The 21,120-nt window shown below is 75.1% G+C and carries 16 protein-coding genes and 2 pseudogenes; 12 read left to right on the top strand and 6 right to left on the bottom strand.

Annotated features, from left to right (window positions below):
- The first annotated feature begins 74 nt into the window (after window positions 1–74).
- Window positions 75–641 carry an NADPH-dependent F420 reductase gene (locus ACIBST_RS39590; RefSeq protein ID WP_397178685.1) on the top strand — a complete coding sequence of 189 codons (567 nt, stop codon included), beginning with the start codon at window positions 75–77 and terminating at the stop codon, window positions 639–641.
- A 98-nt stretch (window positions 642–739) separates the two neighbouring features.
- On the opposite strand, the gene ACIBST_RS39585 is transcribed toward ACIBST_RS39590, so the two are convergent.
- The 3 genes from ACIBST_RS39585 to ACIBST_RS39575 all read right to left on the bottom strand — a co-directional run bounded on the left by ACIBST_RS39585 (window position 740) and on the right by ACIBST_RS39575 (window position 4,079).
- Entirely contained in the window at window positions 740–2,149 is a 1,410-nt protein-coding gene (locus tag ACIBST_RS39585; protein WP_397178684.1) for an LCP family protein, read from the bottom strand.
- Between the two features lie 143 nt (window positions 2,150–2,292).
- The gene (locus ACIBST_RS39580; RefSeq protein ID WP_397178683.1) at window positions 2,293–2,952 is read right to left on the bottom strand and encodes a response regulator; all 660 of its coding nucleotides are present in this window, start codon (window positions 2,950–2,952) and stop codon (window positions 2,293–2,295) included.
- Complete coding sequence (locus tag ACIBST_RS39575; protein ID WP_397178682.1) at window positions 2,949–4,079, bottom strand: sensor histidine kinase; 1,131 nt, start codon at window positions 4,077–4,079, stop codon at window positions 2,949–2,951. Before ACIBST_RS39575 ends, ACIBST_RS39580 begins: the two co-directional genes overlap by 4 nt.
- 166 nt (window positions 4,080–4,245) lie before the next feature.
- On the opposite strand from ACIBST_RS39575, the gene ACIBST_RS39570 reads away from it, so the two are divergent.
- On the top strand, window positions 4,246–5,280 hold the full coding sequence (locus tag ACIBST_RS39570) for a carboxymuconolactone decarboxylase family protein (protein ID WP_397178681.1): 1,035 nt from the start codon (window positions 4,246–4,248) through the stop codon (window positions 5,278–5,280).
- A 24-nt stretch (window positions 5,281–5,304) separates the two neighbouring features.
- Here ACIBST_RS39570 and ACIBST_RS39565 read toward each other — a convergent pair whose 3' ends face one another.
- Window positions 5,305–5,787 carry an MSMEG_6728 family protein gene (locus tag ACIBST_RS39565; protein WP_397178680.1) on the bottom strand — a complete coding sequence of 161 codons (483 nt, stop codon included), beginning with the start codon at window positions 5,785–5,787 and terminating at the stop codon, window positions 5,305–5,307.
- An 88-nt stretch (window positions 5,788–5,875) separates the two neighbouring features.
- Here ACIBST_RS39565 and ACIBST_RS39560 point away from each other — a divergent pair, with 88 nt between their 5' ends.
- Together ACIBST_RS39560 and ACIBST_RS39555 are read left to right on the top strand one after the other, a co-directional pair.
- Window positions 5,876–8,155, top strand: coding sequence for a xanthine dehydrogenase family protein molybdopterin-binding subunit (locus tag ACIBST_RS39560; protein WP_397178679.1), 2,280 nt, complete (start codon window positions 5,876–5,878; stop codon window positions 8,153–8,155).
- Between the two features lie 61 nt (window positions 8,156–8,216).
- Window positions 8,217–8,900 carry a DUF2267 domain-containing protein gene (locus ACIBST_RS39555; protein ID WP_397178678.1) on the top strand — a complete coding sequence of 228 codons (684 nt, stop codon included), beginning with the start codon at window positions 8,217–8,219 and terminating at the stop codon, window positions 8,898–8,900.
- 42 nt (window positions 8,901–8,942) lie between these two features.
- On the opposite strand, the gene ACIBST_RS39550 is transcribed toward ACIBST_RS39555, so the two are convergent.
- Window positions 8,943–9,164, bottom strand: a complete 222-nt coding sequence (locus tag ACIBST_RS39550) for a hypothetical protein (protein ID WP_397178677.1) — start codon at window positions 9,162–9,164, stop codon at window positions 8,943–8,945.
- 196 nt (window positions 9,165–9,360) lie between these two features.
- On the opposite strand from ACIBST_RS39550, the gene ACIBST_RS39545 reads away from it, so the two are divergent.
- The 5 genes and pseudogenes from ACIBST_RS39545 (at window position 9,361) to ACIBST_RS39525 (ending at window position 15,299) form a co-directional block, all read left to right on the top strand.
- Complete coding sequence (locus tag ACIBST_RS39545; RefSeq protein ID WP_352318303.1) at window positions 9,361–9,828, top strand: ATP-binding protein; 468 nt, start codon at window positions 9,361–9,363, stop codon at window positions 9,826–9,828.
- 37 nt (window positions 9,829–9,865) lie between these two features.
- Window positions 9,866–10,333 (top strand): annotated as a pseudogene (locus ACIBST_RS39540) (winged helix-turn-helix domain-containing protein); the annotation flags it as partial.
- 166 nt (window positions 10,334–10,499) lie between these two features.
- Window positions 10,500–11,186, top strand: a pseudogene (locus tag ACIBST_RS39535) (thiamine pyrophosphate-dependent enzyme); the annotation flags it as partial.
- A gap of 90 nt (window positions 11,187–11,276) precedes the next feature.
- Window positions 11,277–14,063, top strand: a complete 2,787-nt coding sequence (locus ACIBST_RS39530) for a BTAD domain-containing putative transcriptional regulator (protein WP_397178676.1) — start codon at window positions 11,277–11,279, stop codon at window positions 14,061–14,063.
- 45 nt (window positions 14,064–14,108) lie between these two features.
- Window positions 14,109–15,299, top strand: a complete 1,191-nt coding sequence (locus ACIBST_RS39525) for an alpha/beta hydrolase (protein ID WP_397178675.1) — start codon at window positions 14,109–14,111, stop codon at window positions 15,297–15,299.
- A gap of 74 nt (window positions 15,300–15,373) precedes the next feature.
- On the opposite strand, the gene ACIBST_RS39520 is transcribed toward ACIBST_RS39525, so the two are convergent.
- The gene (locus tag ACIBST_RS39520) at window positions 15,374–16,753 is read right to left on the bottom strand and encodes an MFS transporter (protein ID WP_397178674.1); all 1,380 of its coding nucleotides are present in this window, start codon (window positions 16,751–16,753) and stop codon (window positions 15,374–15,376) included.
- A gap of 85 nt (window positions 16,754–16,838) precedes the next feature.
- Here ACIBST_RS39520 and ACIBST_RS39515 point away from each other — a divergent pair, with 85 nt between their 5' ends.
- Genes ACIBST_RS39515 through ACIBST_RS39505 form a run of 3 tightly spaced genes read left to right on the top strand, consistent with a single transcriptional unit; the run spans window position 16,839 to window position 21,119 of the window.
- A complete protein-coding gene (locus ACIBST_RS39515) occupies window positions 16,839–17,819 on the top strand; it encodes an Lrp/AsnC family transcriptional regulator (RefSeq protein ID WP_397178673.1) in 981 nt (326 codons plus the stop codon).
- Window positions 17,820–17,879: 60 nt separating this feature from the next.
- Window positions 17,880–18,854, top strand: a complete 975-nt coding sequence (locus ACIBST_RS39510; RefSeq protein ID WP_397178672.1) for a zinc-binding dehydrogenase — start codon at window positions 17,880–17,882, stop codon at window positions 18,852–18,854.
- A gap of 33 nt (window positions 18,855–18,887) precedes the next feature.
- Entirely contained in the window at window positions 18,888–21,119 is a 2,232-nt protein-coding gene (locus ACIBST_RS39505) for a polysaccharide lyase 8 family protein (protein ID WP_397178671.1), read from the top strand.
- The last annotated feature ends 1 nt before the right edge of the window (window position 21,120 follow it).

Below are 21,120 nucleotides of genomic sequence, written 5' to 3'. Positions count from 1 at the left end.
GGCGCAGGCGCAAAGCCGGGCATGCGGGGAAGGCCGATGGGCAGGTGCCGATCGGCCGACAAGGAGATCCAGACATGCGCGTAGGAATCGTGGGTTCGGGCCGGCTCGGCGCGCCGCTCGGCCGGCTGTTCGCGGCGGCCGGTCACGACGTGCTCTTCAGCGACGCCCGGCCGGCCCTCGCCGAGGAGGCCGCGGCCGCCGCCGAGGGGCAGTCGGGCGTCGGCTCGCCGATCGAGGCGGCGCACTTCGGCGAGGTCGTCGTCATGGCGGTGTGGTGGGAGGCGTTCCCGACCGTGGTCGAGGAGCTGGGCGCGGCGCTGGGCGGCAAGATCGTCATCGACCCCAGCAACCCGATCACCCGGCGCGACGGCGCCGAGGCGGTGGTGGCCGTGCCGGACGGGCTCACCAGCCCGCAGTACCAGCAGCACGTGCTCGGCCGCGAGGTGCGGCTGGTGCGCACGTTCAACACCAAGTACCCCAACGAGCTGCTGGACCTGGGCACGGCCGGGCAGCGGGGCGGCCCGCGGGCCGACATGCCCTACTGGGGCGACGACGAGGCCGCCAAGAAGGCCGTGGTGCCGCTCATCGAGGACGCCGGGTTCACCGCCATCGACGGGGGCGGCCTGGCCGACGCCCTGTGAGCCGGACCGAGCCGCGCGCCGGGCCGAGCCGAGCCGCGCCGGGCCGCGCCGGGCCGAGCCGCGCCGGGCCGAGCCGCGCCGGGCCGAGCCGCGCCGGGTCAGGCCGCGCAGGTGTCGTGGGTGGCGTCGAAGCCCTTGATCGCCTCGGTGTCGTCGGCGCGTAGCGGCTTGAGCCCCTTCCAGTCGTCGCCGATCACCAGCACCAGGTGGTTCGTGCGGGCGCCGGCGACCAGCTTGGGCGTGGCGGCGAGCAGGTCGTTGGTGAGCGTGGGCACCCGGGTCTCGGCGTTGGGGCCGTAGAGCAGCGTGGTCTTCGCCTGGGGCTTCCTGGCCGTGTCGCCGATCTTGCTGATGTGGTAGCCGCGCTGTTCCAGGAAGGCGGCCACCTGCGTGCCGAGGCCGCCGCGGTAGGTGCCGTTGCGCAGCTCGATCTGGATCTTCGACCGCCCCACCTTGGCCTGGCCGCCCTTGACGCCCTGGACGCTCTGGTCCCTGGCGACGATCTGGAACAGCCGGCCGGCCTGCGGCTGCACCCACTCGACCCGGCCCGGCTGGGTCAGCGAGTAGTGCCAGGGGGTGGTGATGAACCGGATCTGCCCGGCGTTGAGGCCCTGGAGGCTGGTGGCCAGGTCCCGCATGACGCCCAGCGACAGGTCGTCGTCGACGGTCACCGACCGGGTGCCGGCGTTGAGGAAGCCGAACAGCTTGGACGGGTCGGTGAGCGTGTCGCCGCTCATCACCTTCTTGAGCATCGAGGCGATGAACATCTGCTGCCGCTGGATGCGCCCGATGTCGGAGCCGTCGCCGAGGCTGTAGCGGGCGCGGACGTAGCCGAGCGCCTGCTCGCCGTTGAGCGTCTGCCGCCCGGCGGGCAGGTGGAGCAGGGCCTTCTTGTCGTTCACCGGCGAGGGCAGGCAGACCTCGACGCCGCCCACGGCGTTGACCATGCTCTTGAAGCCGGTGAAGTCGACCTTCACGAAGTGGTCGATGTGGATGCGGGTGAGCGACTCGATCGTCTTCCAGGTGCAGGCGATGCCCCCGGAGTTGAACGACTCGTTGATCATGCCGAGGTGCGGCTGCTGGCCGGGCAGGCCGCCCGTGGCCCGGCAGGCGGGGAGCTGGACCAGCGAGTCGCGCGGGAAGCTGATCACCATGGCGTTGTCCCGCTTGGACGACACGTGCGCCAGCATGATCGTGTCGGTGCGCTCGCCCGCGATGCGGCGGCCGTACCTGGCGTTCTTGCCGTCGCGCTGGTCGGAGCCCACGATCAGCACGTTCATCGCCGAGGTGGCGACCTTGGGGGGCCGCGTCTCGCCGAGGTCCTCCTTGGTGACCGCCGAGCGCTTGATGTTGCCGCTGAGCTTGGCGGTGACGCCGACGGCCACGCCGGCGACCAGGAGGACGACGGCGACCGCGATCGCGATCACCCAGCGTAGCCAGCGCCGGCGGCGCCTCTTGGGGGCGCCGGGGTCGCTGGAGGGCGGAGCATCGACAAGCCCGCTGCTCACGTGACTCCAGAGGGACGGGGGCCGAGGGGCCACCGCCCCGGGCCAAGAGCCTCGCCGTACAAGTCTCGGCCGTTGAACGTGCCCGAGTGTACTCCGGGCGGGGACGGGTGTGCGGAGCGACCGCGATCCTTGACCGTCAAGCCTCAACGCTCGCGCGGGGTCACCAGGCCGGACTCGTAGGCGAAGACCACGAGCTGGGCGCGGTCGCGGGCGTGCAGCTTGGTCATCGCCCGGCTGACGTGCGTCTTGGCGGTGGTCGGGCTGATCACCATCTGGGCGGCGATCTCGTCGTTGGACATGCCGCGGGCGACCAGGGCGGTCACCTCGCGTTCGCGGTTGGTGAGCACGTCCAGGCCCTGGGGCTCGGGTTCGGGGCGGCGGGCGACGTACTCGCCGATCAGGCGGCGGGTGATGGCGGGGGAGAGCAGGGCGTCGCCGCGGGCGGCCACCCTGACGCCCTGGAGCAGGTCCGCGGGCTCGGTGTCCTTGACCAGGAAGCCGCTCGCGCCGGCGCGCAGGGCCTGGAAGACGTACTCGTCCAGGCCGTAGTTGGTCAGGATCACCACGTGGACCCCGGTCAGGCGGTCGTCGGCGGCGATCCGCCTGGTGGCCTCGATGCCGTCCATGACGGGCATCTGCACGTCCACGAGCGCCACGTCGGGGCGGTGTTCCAGGGCGAGGGCGACCGCCTGCTCCCCGTTGGCGGCCTCGGCGACGACCTCGATGTCGTCCTCGGCCTCCAGCAGGGCGCGGAAGCCGCCGCGGATGAGGGCCTGGTCGTCCACCAGGAGCACGCGGATCACCGGGCCTCCTGCAGCGGCAGCTCGGCGCGTACGGTGAACCCGCCCTCGGGACGCGGCCCGGTCGCCAGCCGCCCGCCGAGCGCCGTGACGCGCTCGCGCATGCCCAGCAGGCCCACGCCGGGGTCGCAGGGGCCGCCGTTCGCGCGGCCGTCGTCGTCCACCTGCACGATCAGCTCCTCCTTGCCGTAGTCGACGCGTACCGAGGCGGTGGCGGGCCCGGCGTGCTTGGAGACGTTGGTCAGCGCCTCCTGGACGATCCGGTAGGCCGCCCGGTCGACCTCGGCCGGCAGGTCGCGGCGGTCGCCGGTGACCGTCACCGTGGCCGGGACGCCGGTCGAGCGGGCCCGTTCGACCAGGTGGGTGAGCCGGTCGAGGCCGCTGGCCGCAGGGGCGTCGTCGTCCTCGCGCAGCACCTCCAGCGTGGCGCGCAGCTCGCGCATGGCCTCGCCGCTGGCCTCCTGGATGGCCAGCAGCGCCGCCGGCACCTCCTCGCCGCGCTTGCGCGCGAGGTGCACGGCCACGCCCGCCTGCACCTTGATGACCGAGATGGTGTGGGTGAGCGAGTCGTGCAGCTCCCTGGCGATGCGCAGCCGCTCCTCGCCCGCCCGGCGCAGCGCCGCCTCCTCGCGGGTCCGCTCGGCCTCGGCGGCCCGCTGTTCGACCTGCGCGAGGTAGGCCTGCCGGTGCCGGGTCACGGTCGCGGTCACCCCGGCCGCCAGGAACCAGCCGAGCAGCAGCGTCGTCTTCTGCACGATCTCCTGCGCGGTCTGCCCGCCGGGGGCGGCCAGATTGACCGCCAGGGTCCCGCCCAGGAACACCGCGCCGGCCGCCGCCGCGAGCGCCCGGTGGCCCGCCCTGACCGTGGCGAACACGGTCACCATCACGGGGAAGGCGGCCGGCGGGCCGGGCTGCGCGTGCGCGGAGTAGACCAGCATGCACAGCGTGGTGACCAGCAGCGCCGGGACCGGCGCCCGCCGCCAGGCGACGAGCGCGAGCGACCCGGCCAGCACGGCGGCGTAGTCCGCGGGCCCCGCCTCCGGCGTGGCCACCACGGTCGCCGTCAGCAGCGCGGCCACCACCGCCGCGAGCGCCGCGTCCATGACGGCGGGGTGCCATCGCAAGCTCATGCCAAGCACAGTAGAGCCTGATGTGTCGATAATCGTCCTCACCTGGGCGGAATGGGACACTACTCCCGCCGTCGTACGCCGCCCGCCTCTGCGCCCCGCGCCGTAGCCGCGGAAGTCATCCCGGGCAGGACGACTCCGGCCCGTCCCGGGCCCCACCATGGCGGCCATGAACACGACGCCGACGCCCGCGGGCCAGTTCCGCTACGTCACGCCCGTCCGGCCGCAGGACGCCACCGGCCGGGTGGCCCAGGTCTACGCGCGCCTCGCCGACGACTTCGGCATGGCCCGCATGGCGGTCTTCCTGACCTTGTCGCCCGCTCCCGCCGTACTGGCCGGGACGTGGGCGCTGCTGCGGGAGTCGCTGCTGGCCGGGCCGGGCTCCAGGACCGGCAGGGAGGTGGTGGCGCTGGGAGTGTCGCTGGCCAACCGGTGCCCGTTCTGCGTGGCCGCGCACACCACGCTGCTGCACGCCACCGGCGACCACAGGCTGGCCGAGACCGTCGCGGCCGGGGGCGTGCCGGCGGATCCCGGGCACGCCGCGCTGCTGCGGTGGGCCAAGGACCGGCGCGTGCCCGCGCCCTTCCCCGCGGACGAGGCGCCCGCGTACGTCGGCACCGCGCTGACCTTCCACTTCGTCAACCGGATCGCCTCGTCCCTGCTCACGGAGAACCTGCTGCCGGGCAACCTGCAGAAGTCGCGCCTGGTGCGCAGCGTGGGCGGCCGGGCCATGTCCCGGACGGTACGCAGGGAGCTGCCGCCCGGCGCGGGCCTGGACGTGCTGGCCGGCCTGCCCACGTCCCCCGAGCCCGCCTGGGCGGCCGGGACGCCGGTCGGCACGGCGTACGCCACCCTCATGGCCGTCGCGGGGGCGGGTGGTGAGCTGCTCGGCGAGGCGGCGCGGACGGCCGTCACCGAGGCGGTCGCGGCCTGGGACGGCGAGCACCCGCCGATGGGCGACCGGCTGTCGGGCCCGCTGACGGGCGTGCCCGGCGAAGAACGGCCGGCAGCCAGGCTCGCGCTGCTCGCCGCCCTCGCGCCCTACCGGGTCACCGACGCGGACGTCACCGCCTGGCGCGGCGCCGCGACGACGGACGAGGATCTGGTGCGGCTCGTCGCCTTCGGCGCCGCCACGGCGACGCGGCACGTGGAGGGCGTCCTCACCGGGGCAGGCGTGGGCGCCGAAGGGGGTTCAGGCGGGTAGGCAGGCGTGGGCGCCGGTGGGAGGTCAGGCCGGTAGGCAGGTGGGCGGGCGGCCCGAGGTGGGCCAGACGTATGCGAGGTCGTCGGGCTCGTCGCCGAAGAGGGGGCGGTAGTGGTCGGGGTTCTTGCGCAGGAGGGCGGAGCGGTGGCTGAGGTGGAAGGCGTCGTCGCCGAGCCAGGGCGGCAGCTCGCCGGCCGCCGCCAGCTCGTGCTGGGTGCGGATGACGGGGGTGCCGCAGGCGCGGCCCAGCTCGACGGACATCGTGGCCGCGCAGGTGTCGGCCCGGCCGGTCGAGCACCAGCGGTCGCAGACGTCGAGCCCGTAGCGGACCAGGGCCTCCTCGTAGCCGGCCCACATCTTGACGGCGGGGTGGTGGCGCCAGCCGTAGCCGGGGACGATCAGGGCGCGCAGCACCTGCAGGGCCTCCACGCGCTGCTTGCCCAGCCGCAGCGCATCCAGGACCCCGGCACTGGCCGCGAAATCCGGATACGGAAGAAATGTCTGCATCGATACCCCCGCTGACCTGGTCTTTCTCGCCTGCCGCCCGGCGAGATCGTATATGGACCGCACGCCTCGCGGCGCGCACAATCGGCCCATGGGCTATGTCGGCGCGCGGACGCCTCGCAGGGAAGACGCCAGACTGCTGACCGGAAAGGGGAGATACGTCGGCAACGTACGCCTGCCTGGCATGGCGTACGCGGTGGTGGTGCGCAGCCCCGTCGCGCACGGACGGCTCCTCGGCTGCGACGCCAAGGCGGCCTGGACGGTCGAGGGCGTGCTCGACGTCATCACCCCCGCCGACGCCGCGGGGCTGCTGCTGCCCTGCGTCACCCTGGCCCCCGGCCAGCGGCTCACCTCCTACCGGGTGCTCGACGACACGATCAGGTACGCCGGCCAGCCGCTCGCCGTCGTCGTGGCAGGCACCCCCGCCGCCGCCCGCGACGCCGCGGACCTGCTGGACCTGGAGCTCGACCAGTCGCCCGCGGCCGTCGGCGCGGAACGCGCACTCGACGAGGACGCGCCGCTGCTCTACCCCGAGTGGGGCACGAACCTGGTCACCGACTTCCTGCTCGGCGACGCCGACTGCGCGGAGTTCGCCGAGTCCGCCGAGCACGTCGTCGAGATGACGTTCAGGATGGGCCGGATCTCGCCGCATCCCGTCGAGCCGCGCGGCGTCGTGGCCTCCTACGCCGACGACGAGCTGACCGTGCACCTCTCGTCCCAGGCCCCGCACCACGTCCGCGAGCACCTGGCCGACGCGTTCGGGCTCGCCCACGACCGGGTACGCGTGATCAGCCGGGACGTCGGCGGCGGGTTCGGCGGCAAGGAGCACGTCTACCCCGACGAGGCGCTCGTCTGCCTGGCCGCGATGCGGACGGGCCGCCCGGTGAGCTGGACCGAGTCGCCCGGCGACCGGCTGACGGCGACCCTGCCCGCGCGGGCCGCCGTCCACCGGGCCAGGCTGGCGCTCGACGGCCAGGGCCGGTTCGTCGCCCTGCACGCCGACATCCTCGGCGACCTCGGCGCCCATCCCTCGAACGTGGGCATCTCGCCCTTCGCGGTCTCGGCCACCCTGCTGCCGGGGCCGTACCGGTTCGAGCGGGTCGGCGTACGGGTGCGCGGGGTGGTCACCAACACCACCCCGACCGGCTCCTACCGCGGCTTCGGGCAGCCCGAGTGCACCTGGACCAGGGAGCGCCTGATCGACGAGGCGGCCCGGCGGCTCGGCCTCGACCCGGTCGAGCTGCGGCTGCGCAACATGCTGACGCCGGACGAGCTGCCGTGCACGAGCCGGGTTTACCAGCAGTACGACTCCGGCGACTACCCCCGGGCCCTGCGCACCCTGCGCGACCTGGTCACCCCGGTCACCGGCGTGGACGACGGCCGACGGCGCGGCATCGGCTACTCCTGCCACGTCGAGACCACCGGCCTGGGCCCGTCGATGGAGATGAAGGCGTCGGGCATCCAGGCGGGCGGCTACGAGACGGCGGTGCTGCGGATGGAGCCGGACGCGTCGGTGGTGGTGTCGTCCGGGGTGGTCTCGATCGGGCAGGGCATCGAGACGGCGCTGGCCCAGGTCGCGGCCGACCGGATGGGGGTGCCGATCGAGCGGGTGCGGGTGGTGCTGGGGGACACGGCGGCGACGCCGTACTCGTCGATCGGGTCGATCGCCAGCCGGTCGCTCGCGGTCGGCGGCGGGGCGCTCGTCCAGGCCGCCGCCCGGCTGCGGGACAAGCTGCTGGCCATCGCCGCCCACCGGCTGGAGGCGGCGCCCGGCGACCTGGAGATCGCCGAGGAGTGCGTGCGCGTCAAGGGCGACCCGCGGGCGTCGGTGCCGCTGCGGGAGCTGGCCACGTCCGCATGGCGGGCCTGGGACCTGCCGGAAGGCGTCACGCCGGGTCTGGAGGAGCGGGTCAGCTACGACCCGGCCGCCTACACCTTCGCCTACGGCGCGCACGCCGCCGCCGTCGCGGTGGACCCCGAGACCGGCGCGGTCGAGGTGGAGCGCTACTGGGTGGTCAACGACGCCGGGACGCTGGTCAACCCGTCCGTGGTCGAGGGCCAGATCCGCGGCGGGGTCGCGCAGAGCATCGGCATGGCGCTGACCGAGGAGATCGTCCACACCGAGGAGGGGCAGCCGCTGGCCGAGTACCTGCTGCCGACCACCCGCGAGGTGCCCGACATCGAGGTCGTGCTGCTGGAGACCCCCTCACCGCTCACCCCGGGCGGCATGAAGGGGGCGGGCGAGGCGGGCACGATCGGCCCGCCCGCCGCCATCGGCAACGCGGTCGCCGCCGCCATGCCCGAGCTGGCCGGACGCGTCACCGACGTGCCCCTCACCCCCCAGGTCGTGTGGAGGTGTCGGCGGCCCTGACCTGGGCACGAGGAGCCTGAAGGTTCGGATCGGGGGACGAATCATGGAATATCGTGCACTCTTGGCGTCCATCGGCCGCATGACGGGCCTGGGCGCCGGCCCGGCCAGAGCGGCGGCGGAGGCCACGCTGACCACGCTCGCCCGCACGCTCGACGACGACGACCGGCGCGAGCTCATCGACGCCCTGCCGCCCGAGCTGACCGACGACTTCCCCATGGACCATCCGCGCAACGACGGCACCGAGGAGGGTTTCGTCCGGCAGGCGGCGCTGCTCGGCCGCCGTCCGCCCGAGCAGGCCAGGATCAGGGCCCAGGCCGTGCTGGCCGCCGTCGCCGAGCAGGATCCCGAGCTGATCGCCCGGCTGCACATCCCCGAGCAGGTACGCCCCCTGTTCGACCCGCCGGACAGCGGCGGCGGCATCACCGGCCCCAAGGGGCACACCGCCCCGCTCACCGCCGACGAGATCGCCGCGGCCCTGGCCGCCCTGCCGCTGTGGACCGGCGACCGCTCGTCGCTGCGCCGGGAGATCTCCCTGCCGCGGGAGAACCTGCGTGCCGTCCGCCGCGCGCTCGACCGGCTCAAGGCCACCTTCGGCCGGCAGCCCCAGCTCCAGGACACCGCCGACGGCCTGGCCATCGTGGTCAGGACGGCCTCCGTGGGCGCGGTGACGGCCCTCGACGTGGAGCTGGCCAGGCGGGTCGACGACCTCATCGAGGAGGTGGGCGCCGGCATCGGCCGGCCGTAGCCGCGGGCCCGGCCGGTTGCGGGGCCGCGGGTTCGTCCCGTGCTAGCCGCGCGGCCGGTCGGGCGGCTCGCCGGTCAGGTCCTCCAGGTGCTTGCCCGACTGCGACAGGGCCTGCTCCAGCGCCGCCTGCCCGGCGGGCTTGTGTCCCGCCGGCATCTTCCGCGCCGCGCCCGGCCGCTCACCCGGTGGTTCCGCCGGACGCCCGGCCGCGTCGGGGAGCGGTTCGGCGCCGGTCGCGGGGGTGTTCTCGTCAGGACTGCTCATGGCCCTGTCCGTACCCGCTGACCTGGGAAGACATGTCGGGCTGCGAAGAAAGTCAGGATTTCTCGGAAAACGTTCGACCCGGACGGCCCTTCCGTGCGTACAGGTTTGGACAGCCGCATGTCCGACAAATTCGGAGGCAGGTCTCGTGTTGACTGAAACGAGCATTCGTCGCCGCCCTTCCCAGGATGGAGAGGCCATGTCCAGGCTGCGGTCGGCCCGGCGGAGCCGGATGCAGTACGTATGGCCGTTGCGCCCGGACGCCCGGACCGTCGGCCACGCCCGGTCGATCATCCGCGAGGAGCTGTCCGGGCTCGACCTCCACGACGACGTCGTGGACGACGCCGTCCTCATGGTGAGCGAGCTGGTCACCAACGCGTTCATGTACGGCGAGGGCCCCTACGAGCTGCTCCTCCACGTGGACGCCAAGGAGGTCATGTGCGTCGTCGTGGACGCCGGCCCGCCCCTGCCCGCCCCTTCGGTCCCCGACCCGTCCGCCGAGCACGGACGGGGGCTGCGCATCGTCGCCCGGCTCTCCGACGGCTTCTACGGCTGCCATCCCCAGCGTTACCTGACCCACCCCGACCTGGTCGGCAAGGCCACCTGGTTCGCGCTGCCACGCCGCGGCGGGCCGGGCAACGTCGTGCCGATCAGGGCGGGCACGTAAGGGGTTCCAGTCTCCTGCAAGTCGGCCCGACCATACTGTGATCGATCTGGACGAAGCCGATGAGTGGGACAACGTGGAATTCCGAGTTCTGGGGCCGCTGGAGGTCCGCGACGCCGACGGCAACGCGGTCGGTCTCGGCGGCCCCCGTCCGCGGGCCGTGCTGGCCCGGCTGCTGGTCGCGCAGGGAGCCGTGGTCCCCGCCGAGACGCTGATCGACGACCTGTACGGCGACGCCGCCCCGCCCAGCGCCCTGCCCACCCTGCACTCCTACGTCTCCAACCTGCGCCGCGCGATCGAGCCGGACCGCGGGCCGCGCGCCCGCCCCAGGACGCTGATCGCCCGCCCGCCCGGCTACCTGCTGGCCGCCGCCGACGTGGACGCGCTCCGGTTCGCCGAGCTGGTGAACCGGGCCGAGTTCCGGTCGGCCGAGGAGGCGCTGGCCTGCCTGGAGGAGGCGCTCGGGCTGTGGCGCGGCTCGCCGTACGAGGAGTTCCGGGACGAGCCGTGGGCGATCATCGAGGTGAGCCGCCTGCGCGAGCTGCGCCTGGTCGCGGTCGAGCGGCGGTCGCTGGAGTCGGACATCCTGCGCCAGGCCGGCTCGCTCGCGCCGATGGACGACACCCCGGCGCTGGTGGCCGCGCCACGCCCCCCGGACGTCCCGCACGGGCACGCTGGAGGGCTACCGGCGCACGTACCCGCTGGGCTACGAGACGGTCGAGGGCACACTCGCCCCGCAGTACGTCATGCAGCGGCTGAGCGCCCTGGCCGGGCCGGAGGCCGTCTACACCTCCGGCGTGGGCCAGCACCAGATGTGGGCCGCCCAATTCATCGCCCACGAGCGGCCGGGCTCGTTCATCAACTCCGGCGGCGCGGGCACGATGGGCTTCGCGATCCCCGCCGCGATGGGGGCCAAGATCGGCTGCCCCGGGCGCACGGTGTGGGCGATCGACGGCGACGGCTGCTTCCAGATGACCAACCAGGAGCTGGCCGTGTGCGCGCTGGAGGGCGTGCCGATCAAGGTGGCCGTGATCAACAACGGCAGCCTCGGCATGGTCCGCCAGTGGCAGACCCTCATGTACGACGGCCGCCACTCCAACACCGACCTGCGCGCCGCCCGCCGCATCCCCGACTTCGTCGCGCTGGCCGAGGCGTACGGCTGCCACGGCCTGCGCTGCGAACGCCCCGAGGAGGTGGACGCGGTCGTCGAGAAGGCCATGGCGATCGACGACCGGCCGGTGGTGGTGGACTTCGTCGTGCACCGGGACGCGATGGTGTGGCCCATGGTGCCCGCCGGCACGAGCAACGACGACATCCGGATCGCCCGGAACCTGGCTCCGAACTGGGAAGATGACGAATAAGTCAAGTCGTAACAAAGCAGCGATCAGTGCTGAACCTCATTTAAGCTTCCTTGACCCGGGGCGGCCCGGGCCGCGGAACCGAGGTGGAAAGTGGCGCTGCGCGTCAAGGTGCTGGGGCCCATCGTGGCCGAGATCGACGGGGTGGAGGTCGCGCTCGGCGGCCCGAGACAGCGCGCAGTGCTGGCCGTGCTGGTCGCGGCGCGCGGGCAGGTGGTCTCTGCCGAACGCGTGCTCGACGCCGCCTGGGACGAGGGCGAGCCCGCCTCGATGCCGACCCTGCACTCCTACATCACCAGGCTGCGCAAGGCCCTCGAACCCGGCCGGACCAGCCGGTCGCCGGGGAGCGTGCTGGCCCGCGTCGGCAACGGCTACACGCTGCGCGTCAAGCCCGACGCCGTGGACGCCGAGCGGTTCGCCCGCAAGGTCGCCGAAGGGCAGCTCCTGCTGGAGTCGGGCGACCACGGCTCGGCGCTGGCCGTGCTGAGCGAAGCCGTGGAGCTGTGGGGCGGGCAGCCGTACGGGGAGTTCGCGGGCGCCGCCTTCGCCGTGCCGGAGATCGCGCGGCTCCAAGGGTTGTTCCTGTCGGCGCGGGAGAGCCTGTACGCCGCGCAGCTCGCGCTCGGCCGGCACGCGGCCGTGGTGCCGGAGCTGGAGAAGCTCACCGCCGAGCAGCCCATGAGCGAGCGCGGCTGGGAGCTGCTGGTGCTGGCCCTGTACCGGTCGGGCCGCCAGGGCGACGCGCTGGCCGCGCTGCGCTCAGCCCGCCGCGTGCTGGCCGAGGAGCTGGGCATCGATCCGGGGCCGGGGCTGCGCGAGCTGGAGGCGGCGGTGCTGGCCCAGGACGACGCGCTGCGTCCCGGCGTCGCCGCGCCGCTGCCCGAACGCGGCGGCAACCTGCCCTTCCCCGTGACCGCGCTGGTCGGCCGGGCGGCCGAGGTCGAGCAGGTGGCCGCGCTGCTCGCCGAGCACCGGCTGGTCACCCTCAGCGGGCCGGGCGGCATCGGCAAGACCCGGCTGGCGCTGGAGACCGCGCGGGCCAGGGACGACGCCGACGGGCCGTGGCTGGTCGAGCTGGCCGGGCTGGCCGACCCTTCGCTGGTGGCCGGGGCCATCGCCCAGGTGCTCGGGCTCACCGGGCCGGTCACCGGGCAACGCCTGGCGTACGCGCTGCGCGGCCGGAGCCCGCTGCTGGTGATCGACAACTGCGAGCACCTCGTGGCGGCCGTCCGCGACACGGTGTCGGAGCTGCTGGCCGGGGCGGGCGGCGTACGCGTGCTGGCCACCAGCCGGGAGACGCTCGGCGTGCCGGGCGAGGCCCTGTACGACGTGCCGCCGCTGTCCACGGCGGACGCCCGCGACCTGTTCCTGAGCCGGGCCAGGGCCGCCGCCCCCGGCTGGGAGCCGACGCCCGCCGAACTGGCCAACGCCGAACGCCTCTGCCTGGGGCTCGACGGGCTGCCCCTGGCGGTCGAGCTGGCCGCCGGGCAGTGCCGCATGTTGTCGGTCGAGCAGATCCTCACCTCGATGGACGACCGGTTCAGCGTGCTCACCGACGGCGCCGGCCCCCGGCGGCACCGCACGCTCGCCCGTACCGTGGAGTGGAGCTACGACCTGCTGGAACCCGCCGAGCGCGAGCTGTTCCACCGGCTCGGCGCGTTCGCCTCCGGCTTCGACCTGGACGCCGCGGCCGCGGTGTGCGGGCGGCCGGTCCTGGGCGGCCTGGGCGCGCTGGTGCGCAAGTCGCTGGTCGCCGTCGAACCCGGCACCTCCCCTCGCCGCTACCGGCTGCTGGAGACGATCAAGGAGTTCGCCCGCGCCCGGCAGGACCCGGCCGAGCTGGCCGAGGCCCAGGCCGCGCACCGCGCCTGGGTGCTGGCCCGCGCCGAGGCCGCCGACGCCAGGATCCGCGGCGAGGGGGCCGCCGCCGCGATGGAGGTGCTCCTCGCCGACCAGGCCGAGCACCGGGCCGCGTTCACCTCGGCGATGCTGGCCGGCGACGGCGGGTACGCGCTGCGGCTCACCGGCCTGCTGTCGTGGTTCTGGTACCGCAGGGGCCACGTCGCCGAGGGGCTGGCCAGCCTGTCGGCGGCCATGGAGCTCTACCCCGACGCCGAGCCCGGCGTGCGCTCCCAGGCGCTGATCGGCATGGCCGGCCTGCACTACCTGGCCGGCGACTTCGTCGCCGCGAGCCGGCGGGCCAGGGAGGCCGCCGAGATGGCCCGGCTGGCCGACGACCTGGTCGCCGAGGGGCGCGCCCTGACCTACCGCGCGCTGTTCGGCGGCCTGTGCGGGGCGCCGAACGCCCTGGCCGACGCCCGCGCCGCGCTCGACCTGGCCGAGGTGGCCGGCATGGCGTGGCTGCACGCCGAGGCGCTGATGGTGCTCGGCATGCTGCTGGTCTTCGCCCGGGAGACGGGCGAGGCGGCCGGCTGGCTGACCCGGTCGATCGAGGTGGCCACCAGGACCGGACACCGCTTCGTCACCGCCTCCTCGACCTGGCTGCTGATGAAGATCGACCTGCTGGGCGGCCGTACCGACCGGCCGCTGGCGTCCGGGCTGCCGATCCTGCGCATGCTCGACGAGGACAAGGACGTCACGTCCTGGCTGGTCATGGCGCACACGCTGGCCGGGGTGCTCACCGCGGGCGGGCTGCCGCGGGACGGCGCCCGCCTGCTCGGCGCGGTCGAGGCGGTCGGGGCCCGGGTCGGCTTCTCGCCGCCGGAGCTGGACCCGGCCGACGGCGCCGAGCGGGAGCGGCTGATCCGGCACGCGCTGCCCGCCGCCGAGCTGGCCGAGTGCCTGCGCGAGGGCGCCGCCCTGTCGCCCGCCCAGGTGCACGCCCTGCTCGACCGGCTGATCCGGAGCCGCGTCCACTGACCTGGGATTCTTGCGCCGGGCGGGCCGGCAGGCTTTGGTACAGGTATGCCCCCAGGTGATCGGCTCGCCGTGCAGACCATCGAGTTCCACGGTGACAAGGTCGCCTTCGGCGAGGCCGGCGTGACGGACGAGGAACGCGCCGCCGCCGGGCGCGAGACGCTCGCCCAGCGCAACCAGGCGCTGCTGCGGGGCAACCGCCGCCGGGCCAGGCGCCGCTACGCCCACGAGCTGCCCGACGGCGTGCACTTCGCCCGCGTGTGGCGGCGGCGTGCCCTGGCCGAGCTGCGGCCCATGCTGACCGGCGGGCCGCTGGCCGTCTGGGGCGAGGACGACGACGTGCTGCACGTGCTCTGGCAGGGGCCCAACGCCCAGCTCGTCGGGGGCGTGCGGTTCCCGATGTGGCCGGTCAAGGGGGCGGCCGACCTGTGGGAGCTGTCCCTGCGCGTACGGCACCTGGACCGGGCCGTGATCGGCGTCACCGCGATCCCTCCCGGCGGCCGGCCGGTGGAGCGGATCTGGCGCGGCTCCCGCGCCGCCCCCGCCCCCGCGACGGCCGCCCGGCTCGCCGGCACGCTCGTCACCCGCGAGATCAGCAGCGTCCACCTGGGCGAGCGCCGCGCGATCACCGTCTACCGGCCGCCCGGCCCGATCCGGCGGATGCCCCTGTGCCTGCTGGCCGACGGGCGGGCCGCCGAGTCGCACGCCCGGGTGCTGGAGCCGGCGATCCTGGCCGGGGCGCTGCCGCCGCTCATCCTGGCCGGTCCGCACGCCGCCGACGCGCCGGGGCCGTACCCGGACGGGCGGGCCAGGGAGTACCTGCCCTACGCCGACCCGCGGCGCTTCGCGGCGCACCTGGCCTTCGTCGTCGGCGAGGTCCTGCCCGGCTTCCCCGAGGCGAGCCACGTCATCAGCGCCGGGTTCTCCGACGGCGCCGCCTTCGCGCTGACCGCCGCCGACCGGTGCCCCGGCAGGATCGCCGCGGCCGTCGCCCTCAGCCCCGACCTGCTGCCGCAGCTCCTCGACACCTCCGTACGGGCGCCGCGCTACCTCGCGGCGGGCACGCTCGAACCGGCCTCGCTCGACTGCGCGCGCTCGCTGGCCGCGCGCCTGGCCGGGGCGGGCGTGGCCCACCGGTGCGCGGCGTGGGTCGGCGGCCACGACGGCTACTGGTGGCGGGTGCACCTGCTGACCGCCCTCACCTGGCTGGCCCGCGAGCCGCCGCCCCGCTCACACTGACCGCGCCGGCCGCCCCCGCTCACGCCGACCGCGCCGGCCGCCCCCGCTCACGCCGACCGCGCCGGCCGCCCCGCTCACGCCGGCCGCGCGGGCCGGACGGCGGCCAGCACCAGCAGCCCGGCGAACAGCCCGGTGACCGCGGCGGCCAGGTAGACGGCGTTCAGCGCCGAGGGGAACGCGCCCGGCCCGGTCATGCCGTCCTGGAACAGGATGCCGAACCCGGCGACGCCGAGGGCGTACCCGAGCTGCCTGACGGTGTTGACCGCGCCCGCCGCCATCCCGGCCCGGTGCGGCGGGACGTGCGCCATGGCCGCCGAGCTGAGGGCCGGGATGGCCAGGCCGACGCCGATCCCGGTCACCACCAGGCCCGGCGCGAGCGCCGTCCACGTGGAGTGCTCGTCGAGCATGCCCTGCAGGAGCGCGCCCGCGGCGATCAGCAGCAGGCCGCCGCCGAGCGCGGCGCGCGCCGTCAGCCGGGGGAGCAGGCGGGCGGCGGCGACTGAGACGACCAGCGAGGTGCCGGCCATCGGCGTCAGCGCCAGCCCCGCCTGGACCGGCCCGAGCCCCAGCCCGCCGGCCTGCTGCAACCACAGCGAGGTGAAGGCCAGGCAGGCGAACGCGGCCGGCATGAGCAGCCCGGCCCCCGCCATGATCCCGCTGAACGCCCTGTTCGCGAACAGCCGCAGGTCCACCATGGGATGCGCGCCGCGCGACTCCACCAGCACGAACGCGGCGAACGCGACCACCGCCACGGCGAGCGGCGCCAGCGTGCGCGCCGACGTCCAGCCGTACGGCCCGGCCTCGATCAGCCCGTACGTGAGCGCGCCCGCCGCCAGGGTGAACGTGCCCATCCCGGCCAGGTCCAGCCGGCCGCCGCCCGGCAGGCGGGACTCGCCGACCGTGCGCCAGGTCATCCAGGCGGCGGCCAGGCTGATGGGCAGGTTCACCAGGAAGACGGCCCGCCAGTGCAGGTGCTCGGTGAGCAGCCCGCCGAGCACGGGGGCGAGCGCCGCGGCGGCGCCGTTCACGCCGCCCCACACGCCGAACGCGATGCCGCGCTCCCGGCCGTGGTAGGTGGCGCTGATCAGGGCCAGCGTCGTGGCCATCATGGCGGCGCCGCCCGCCCCCTGGAGCACGCGGGCGGCCAGCAGCAGGCCCCCGGTGGGCGCGAGGCCGCAGGCCAGGGAGGCGAGCGCGAACACGCCGAGTGCGATCAGGTACACCTTGCGCCGCCCGGCGTGGTCGGCCACCGAGCCGGCCGCCAGCAGCAGCGCGGCCAGGGCCAGGGCGTAGCCGTCCAGGAGCCATTGGGCGTCGGTGAAGGACATCCTCAGGTCGGCGGTGATGCCGGGCAGGGCCACCATGACGATGGTCACGTCCACCAGGAGCATGAAGGCGCCCAGGCAGGCGGCGGCCAGCGGCCACCAGCTCGTACGGGTCAATGTCGTGGTCATGGCGGCAAGAATCCGGCCCGGACGGGGGATGACCCCAGCCGCCGAGGCCGTTCTGCCGGTTTTCCTCGCTCGATAGCCTTATCTGGTGGAAAACGTCACGCTCGACGAGGTCGACCGCGGGCTCCTGCACGCGTTGCAGGTGGACGGGCGGGCCTCGTTCAGCCGGATCGCCGAGGTGCTGGGGGTGTCCGACCAGCGGGTGGCCCGCCGCTACCGGCGGCTGCGCTCCAGCGGCGCGGTCCGGGTCGTCGGCGTGGTGGACCGGCAGCGGCTCGGCCACCAGTCGTGGGCGATCCGGCTGCGCTGCACGCCCGATGCCGGCGCCTCGATCGCCGAGGCGCTCGGCCGGCGGCCCGACACGTTCTGGGTGCACCTGCTGTCCGGCGGCACCGAGATCTCCTGCGGCGCCATCCAGCGCCTCGACCGGGAACGCGAACCGCTGCTGCTGACCAAGCTGGCCAGGACCAACCGGGTGCTCGCGGTGTCGGCGCACCGGACCCTGCACATGTTCGTCGGCGGCCGCATCGGCTGGGCCGGGCTCGCCGCGCTCTCCCCCGACCAGGTCGCCCATCTCCGGGCCGGCCGCCCGTACGGTCCCCGCCACACCGGCGAGGACGTGACGCTCGGCCCCGGCGACGACGCGCTGCTGGCCGAGCTGTCCCGCGACGGCCGCACCAGCCACGCCGACCTGGCGGCGGCGACCGGCTGGTCGGAGTCCACGGTCAGGCGGCGGATGGAACAGCTCTGCGCGACCGGCGCCCTGTTCTTCGACATGGACGTGCTGCCCCGGCTCCTCGACTACCGGGTCGAGGCCCAGCTGTGGATGTCGGTGCCGCCCGCCGACCTCGACGCGACCGGCCGGGCGCTGGCCGAGCACCCGGAGATCGCCTTCGCCGGGGCGACCACGGGCCCGACGAACCTGGCGGCCAGCGTGGTGTGCCGCGACGACGCCGCCTTCTACCGCTACCTCACCGACAGCCTGGGCGCGCTGCCCGCCATCCGGCACATCGAGACCGCGCCGATCATCAGGACCATCAAGCGGGCGGGCGCCGGGCTGACGAGTTGACCTCAAGTCGTCTTGAGGTTGCACGCTGGCGGTGGAAGTCGTCCCGGATGAGGAGTGGTCATGAGAGTGGTGCAGGTGACGCGGTTCGGCGGGCCCGAGGTGCTGGAGACGCGGACCGTCCCGGACCCGGTGGCCGGGCCGGGCGAGGTCGTGGTGAAGGTCCGCTTCGCCGAGATCAATTTCATCGAGACGCAGCTCAGGCGGGGGTTCACGCCGGGGCCGCCGCTGCCGGAGCCGCCGTACGTGCCGGGCGGGGGCGTCGGCGGGCTCGTGCTGTCCGTGGGTGATGACGTCGATGCCGGGCTGGTGGGGCGGCGGGTGGTGACCCGTACGCCGGGCTTCGGCGGCGGGAACGCCGAACTGGTCGTGGCCAGGGCCGCCGACCTGATCGAGGTGCCGGACGGGCTCGCGCTGGCCGACGCCACGGCGCTGCTCATCGACGGCAACACGGCCGTGGGCCTGTTCGCGAACGCCGCGATCCGGCCCGGCGAACGGGTGCTCGTCCAGGCCGCCGCCGGCGGGCTCGGCAGCCTGCTCGTGCAGCTCGCGCGCGGGGCCGGTGCGCGGGTGGTCGGGGCGGCGGGCGGCGCGGCCAAGCTGGCGGTGGTCGCCGGGCTCGGCGCGGAGGCCGCCGTCGACTACTCGCGTCCCGGCTGGACCAAGGAGGTCCTCGACGCGACCGGCGGGCATGGCCCCGACGTGGTCTTCGACGGCGTGGGCGGCGAGCTCGGCCGCCAGGCGTTCGAGGTGACCGCGCGCGGCGGGCGGTTCTCCGTGCACGGCGCGTCCAGCGGCGGCGTCACGACCGTCGATCCGGCGGAGGCCGAGCGCCGGGGCGTCACCGTGATCGGCCTGGAGCAACTGGCCGCCCTGGGCCAGGACGGGAACGAGCGGACCGTCCACGCGCTCGCCGAGGCGGCGGCCGGGCGGCTCAGGGCGGTCGTCGGGCGCACCTTCCCGCTGGAGCGGGCGGCCGAGGCGCACGCGGCGATCGAGGCCCGCGCGGTGACCGGCAAGACCCTGCTGGAGGTCTGACCGCCCGCCGGGGCGCCGGGTCATAATCGAGGCGTGCACCGGCCGTCCAGGCGACTCCTCCTCCAGGCGGGCGCGGTCGCCGTGGCCGCCGTGGCGGGGGCGCTGGCCCGGCCCGAGCCCGCCCACACGCCGGACGACTCCTTCGTCAGGCTGCGCCGCCAGTGGCGCGAGGTGACGGCGGGGTCGGGGTTCGACGCGGGCGCGGAGCCGTACCGGACGCGGCTGGCCGAGACGGGGCGGCGGGCGGCCCGGCACCGCGCGGCCATGGCGTTCACGGGCACGTCGCTCTGGGCCGACCAGCCGTTCCCGTCGTTCGCCGCGACGCCGGGACGGCTGCTGGCGATGGCCCGCGCGTACGCGCTGCCGGGGACGGGGCTGACCGGCGACGCGACCCTGGCCGCCGCCGTCGCCGCCGGGATCGACCACTACCGCCGCCACGTGTACGCCGCCGGCGCCGACCCGGTGGGCAACTGGTGGCACTGGGAGATCGGCGTGCCGAGGGCGCTGCTCGACGCGGCCGTGCTGGTCGGGCCGCACCTGGGCGAGCGGCGCAGCGCCGCGCTGCGGGACGCGGTCGACCACTTCGTCCCCGAGAGCCGTCTCGGCGACTACAGCGGCACCAGCACCGCCGCCAACCGGGTGGACCTGTGCGTGGTGATGTTGCTGCGTGCCATGCTCAGGGCCGACCCCGGCAAGGCGGCGCTGGCCGTCTCGGCGCTCGCCCCGGTGTTCCGCCTGGTCGCCGAGGGCGACGGTTTCTACCGGGACGGGTCGTTCGTCCAGCACTCGACCGTGCCCTACCAGGGCGCCTACGGGGTGACGCTGCTCACCGGGCTCGCGACCTTGTTCGCGGCGCTGCGCGGCACGCCGTGGGAGATCGTGGACCCGACCGTGTTCGCCATGGTGGAGCGGTCGTTCGCGCCGTTCGTGCACGACGGGTTCTGCATGGACCTGGTGCGCGGCAGGGGGATCGGCAGGAAGCCGTTCGGCGACCACGACAGGGGCCGCGAGCTGGCCGCGGCGATCCTGCTGCTCGGCGAGGTGGCCCCGGCCGCCGACCGGGCCCGCTGGCAGGCGATGGTCAAGGGCTGGGCGGTACGCCAGACGTGCCGGCCCATGCCGGACGAGGCCGACCCCGCCTTCCTCGCCCGCCTGACCGCCGTCCTGGCCGACGACGCCGTGCCCGCCGCGCCGGAGCCCGCCGGCCACCGGCTGTTCCCGATGAGCGCGCGGGCCGTGCACCGAAGGCCGGGCTGGTGCGCCGCGCTCAGCATGGCCTCCGCCACGATCGGCCACTACGAGCACGGCAACGGCGAGAACCTGCGGGGCTGGCACACCGGCTCCGGCATGCTCTACTGGTGGGCCGACGGCCACGCCGACCAGTACGCCGACTCGTTCTGGACGACCGTCGACCCCTACCGGCTGCCCGGCACGACCGTCTCCACCCGGCGGCTGCCCGACGGCGCGGGCCCGGCCTGGGGCGACACCTGCCCGCCCGGCCGCTGGGTCGGCGGCGCCACGGACGGCACGTACGCCGTCGTCGGCCAGCACCTGAACGGTCTCGACAGCACGATGGAGGCGTTCAAGTCGTGGTTCTTCCTCGACGACGCGGTGGTCTGCCTCGGCGCGGGGATCAGCGGCGCGGACGGCGTGCCGGTCGAGACGATCGTGGACAACCGCAGGACCGCCGCCCCCCTGACCGCCGATCTCCGGGCGGGGTGGGCGCACCTGGACGGCCACGGCGGCTACGTGGTGCCGGACGGCCTGCGCACCCTGCGCGAACGGCGCGGCGACCGCGACTACGTCACGCTCTGGCTCGACCACGGCGTCGACCCGGACCGGGCCGGCTACGTCTACCTGCTCCTGCCGGGCGCGAGCCGCGCGGGCACGGCCGCCAGGGCCGCCGATCCCGGGTGGGCCCGCGTGCTCGCCAACACCGCGCGGCGGCAGGCCGTCCGGGTGGACGCGCTGGGCGTCACCGCGGCCGCCTTCTGGACCGAGGGCGCCGCCGGTCCGCTGGCCGCCTCCGGTCCCTGCGCCGTGCTGGTCAGGGAGCACGCCGCGGGCACGGCCACCGTGACCGTGGCCGACCCCCGGCGCGACCTGGACGGGCTGACCGTGACCTGGGACCGGCCGGTCGCCGGCGTGCTGCGCGGCGACCCGCTGCTCGCCGGGGCGGCGACCGGCGACCGGCTGAGGCTCGCCTTCGGGCCGACGGCCGCGCTGGAGGGCGCTTCGGTGACGGTGACCGTCCGGCTGGCGTGAC

Source organism: Nonomuraea sp. NPDC049684, assembly GCF_044465345.1.
Taxonomy (GTDB): Bacteria; Actinomycetota; Actinomycetes; order Streptosporangiales; family Streptosporangiaceae; genus Nonomuraea.
Note: the sequence above shows the minus strand (reverse complement) of the source record. Positions and strands in the feature narration are given on the sequence as shown.

Bases quoted from the DNA above. Each gene is read 5' to 3' on its own strand.
- ACIBST_RS39590 (WP_397178685.1), top strand. From the start codon at position 75: ATGCGCGTAGGAATCGTGGGTTCGGGCCGGCTCGGCGCGCCGCTCGGC.
- ACIBST_RS39575 (WP_397178682.1), bottom strand. From the start codon at position 4,079: ATGAGCTTGCGATGGCACCCCGCCGTCATGGACGCGGCGCTCGCGGCG.
- ACIBST_RS39570 (WP_397178681.1), top strand. From the start codon at position 4,246: ATGAACACGACGCCGACGCCCGCGGGCCAGTTCCGCTACGTCACGCCC.
- ACIBST_RS39565 (WP_397178680.1), bottom strand. From the start codon at position 5,787: ATGCAGACATTTCTTCCGTATCCGGATTTCGCGGCCAGTGCCGGGGTC.
- ACIBST_RS39560 (WP_397178679.1), top strand. From the start codon at position 5,876: ATGGGCTATGTCGGCGCGCGGACGCCTCGCAGGGAAGACGCCAGACTG.
- ACIBST_RS39550 (WP_397178677.1), bottom strand. From the start codon at position 9,164: ATGAGCAGTCCTGACGAGAACACCCCCGCGACCGGCGCCGAACCGCTC.
- ACIBST_RS39545 (WP_352318303.1), top strand. From the start codon at position 9,361: ATGTCCAGGCTGCGGTCGGCCCGGCGGAGCCGGATGCAGTACGTATGG.
- ACIBST_RS39525 (WP_397178675.1), top strand. From the start codon at position 14,109: ATGCCCCCAGGTGATCGGCTCGCCGTGCAGACCATCGAGTTCCACGGT.
- ACIBST_RS39520 (WP_397178674.1), bottom strand. From the start codon at position 16,753: ATGACCACGACATTGACCCGTACGAGCTGGTGGCCGCTGGCCGCCGCC.
- ACIBST_RS39510 (WP_397178672.1), top strand. From the start codon at position 17,880: ATGAGAGTGGTGCAGGTGACGCGGTTCGGCGGGCCCGAGGTGCTGGAG.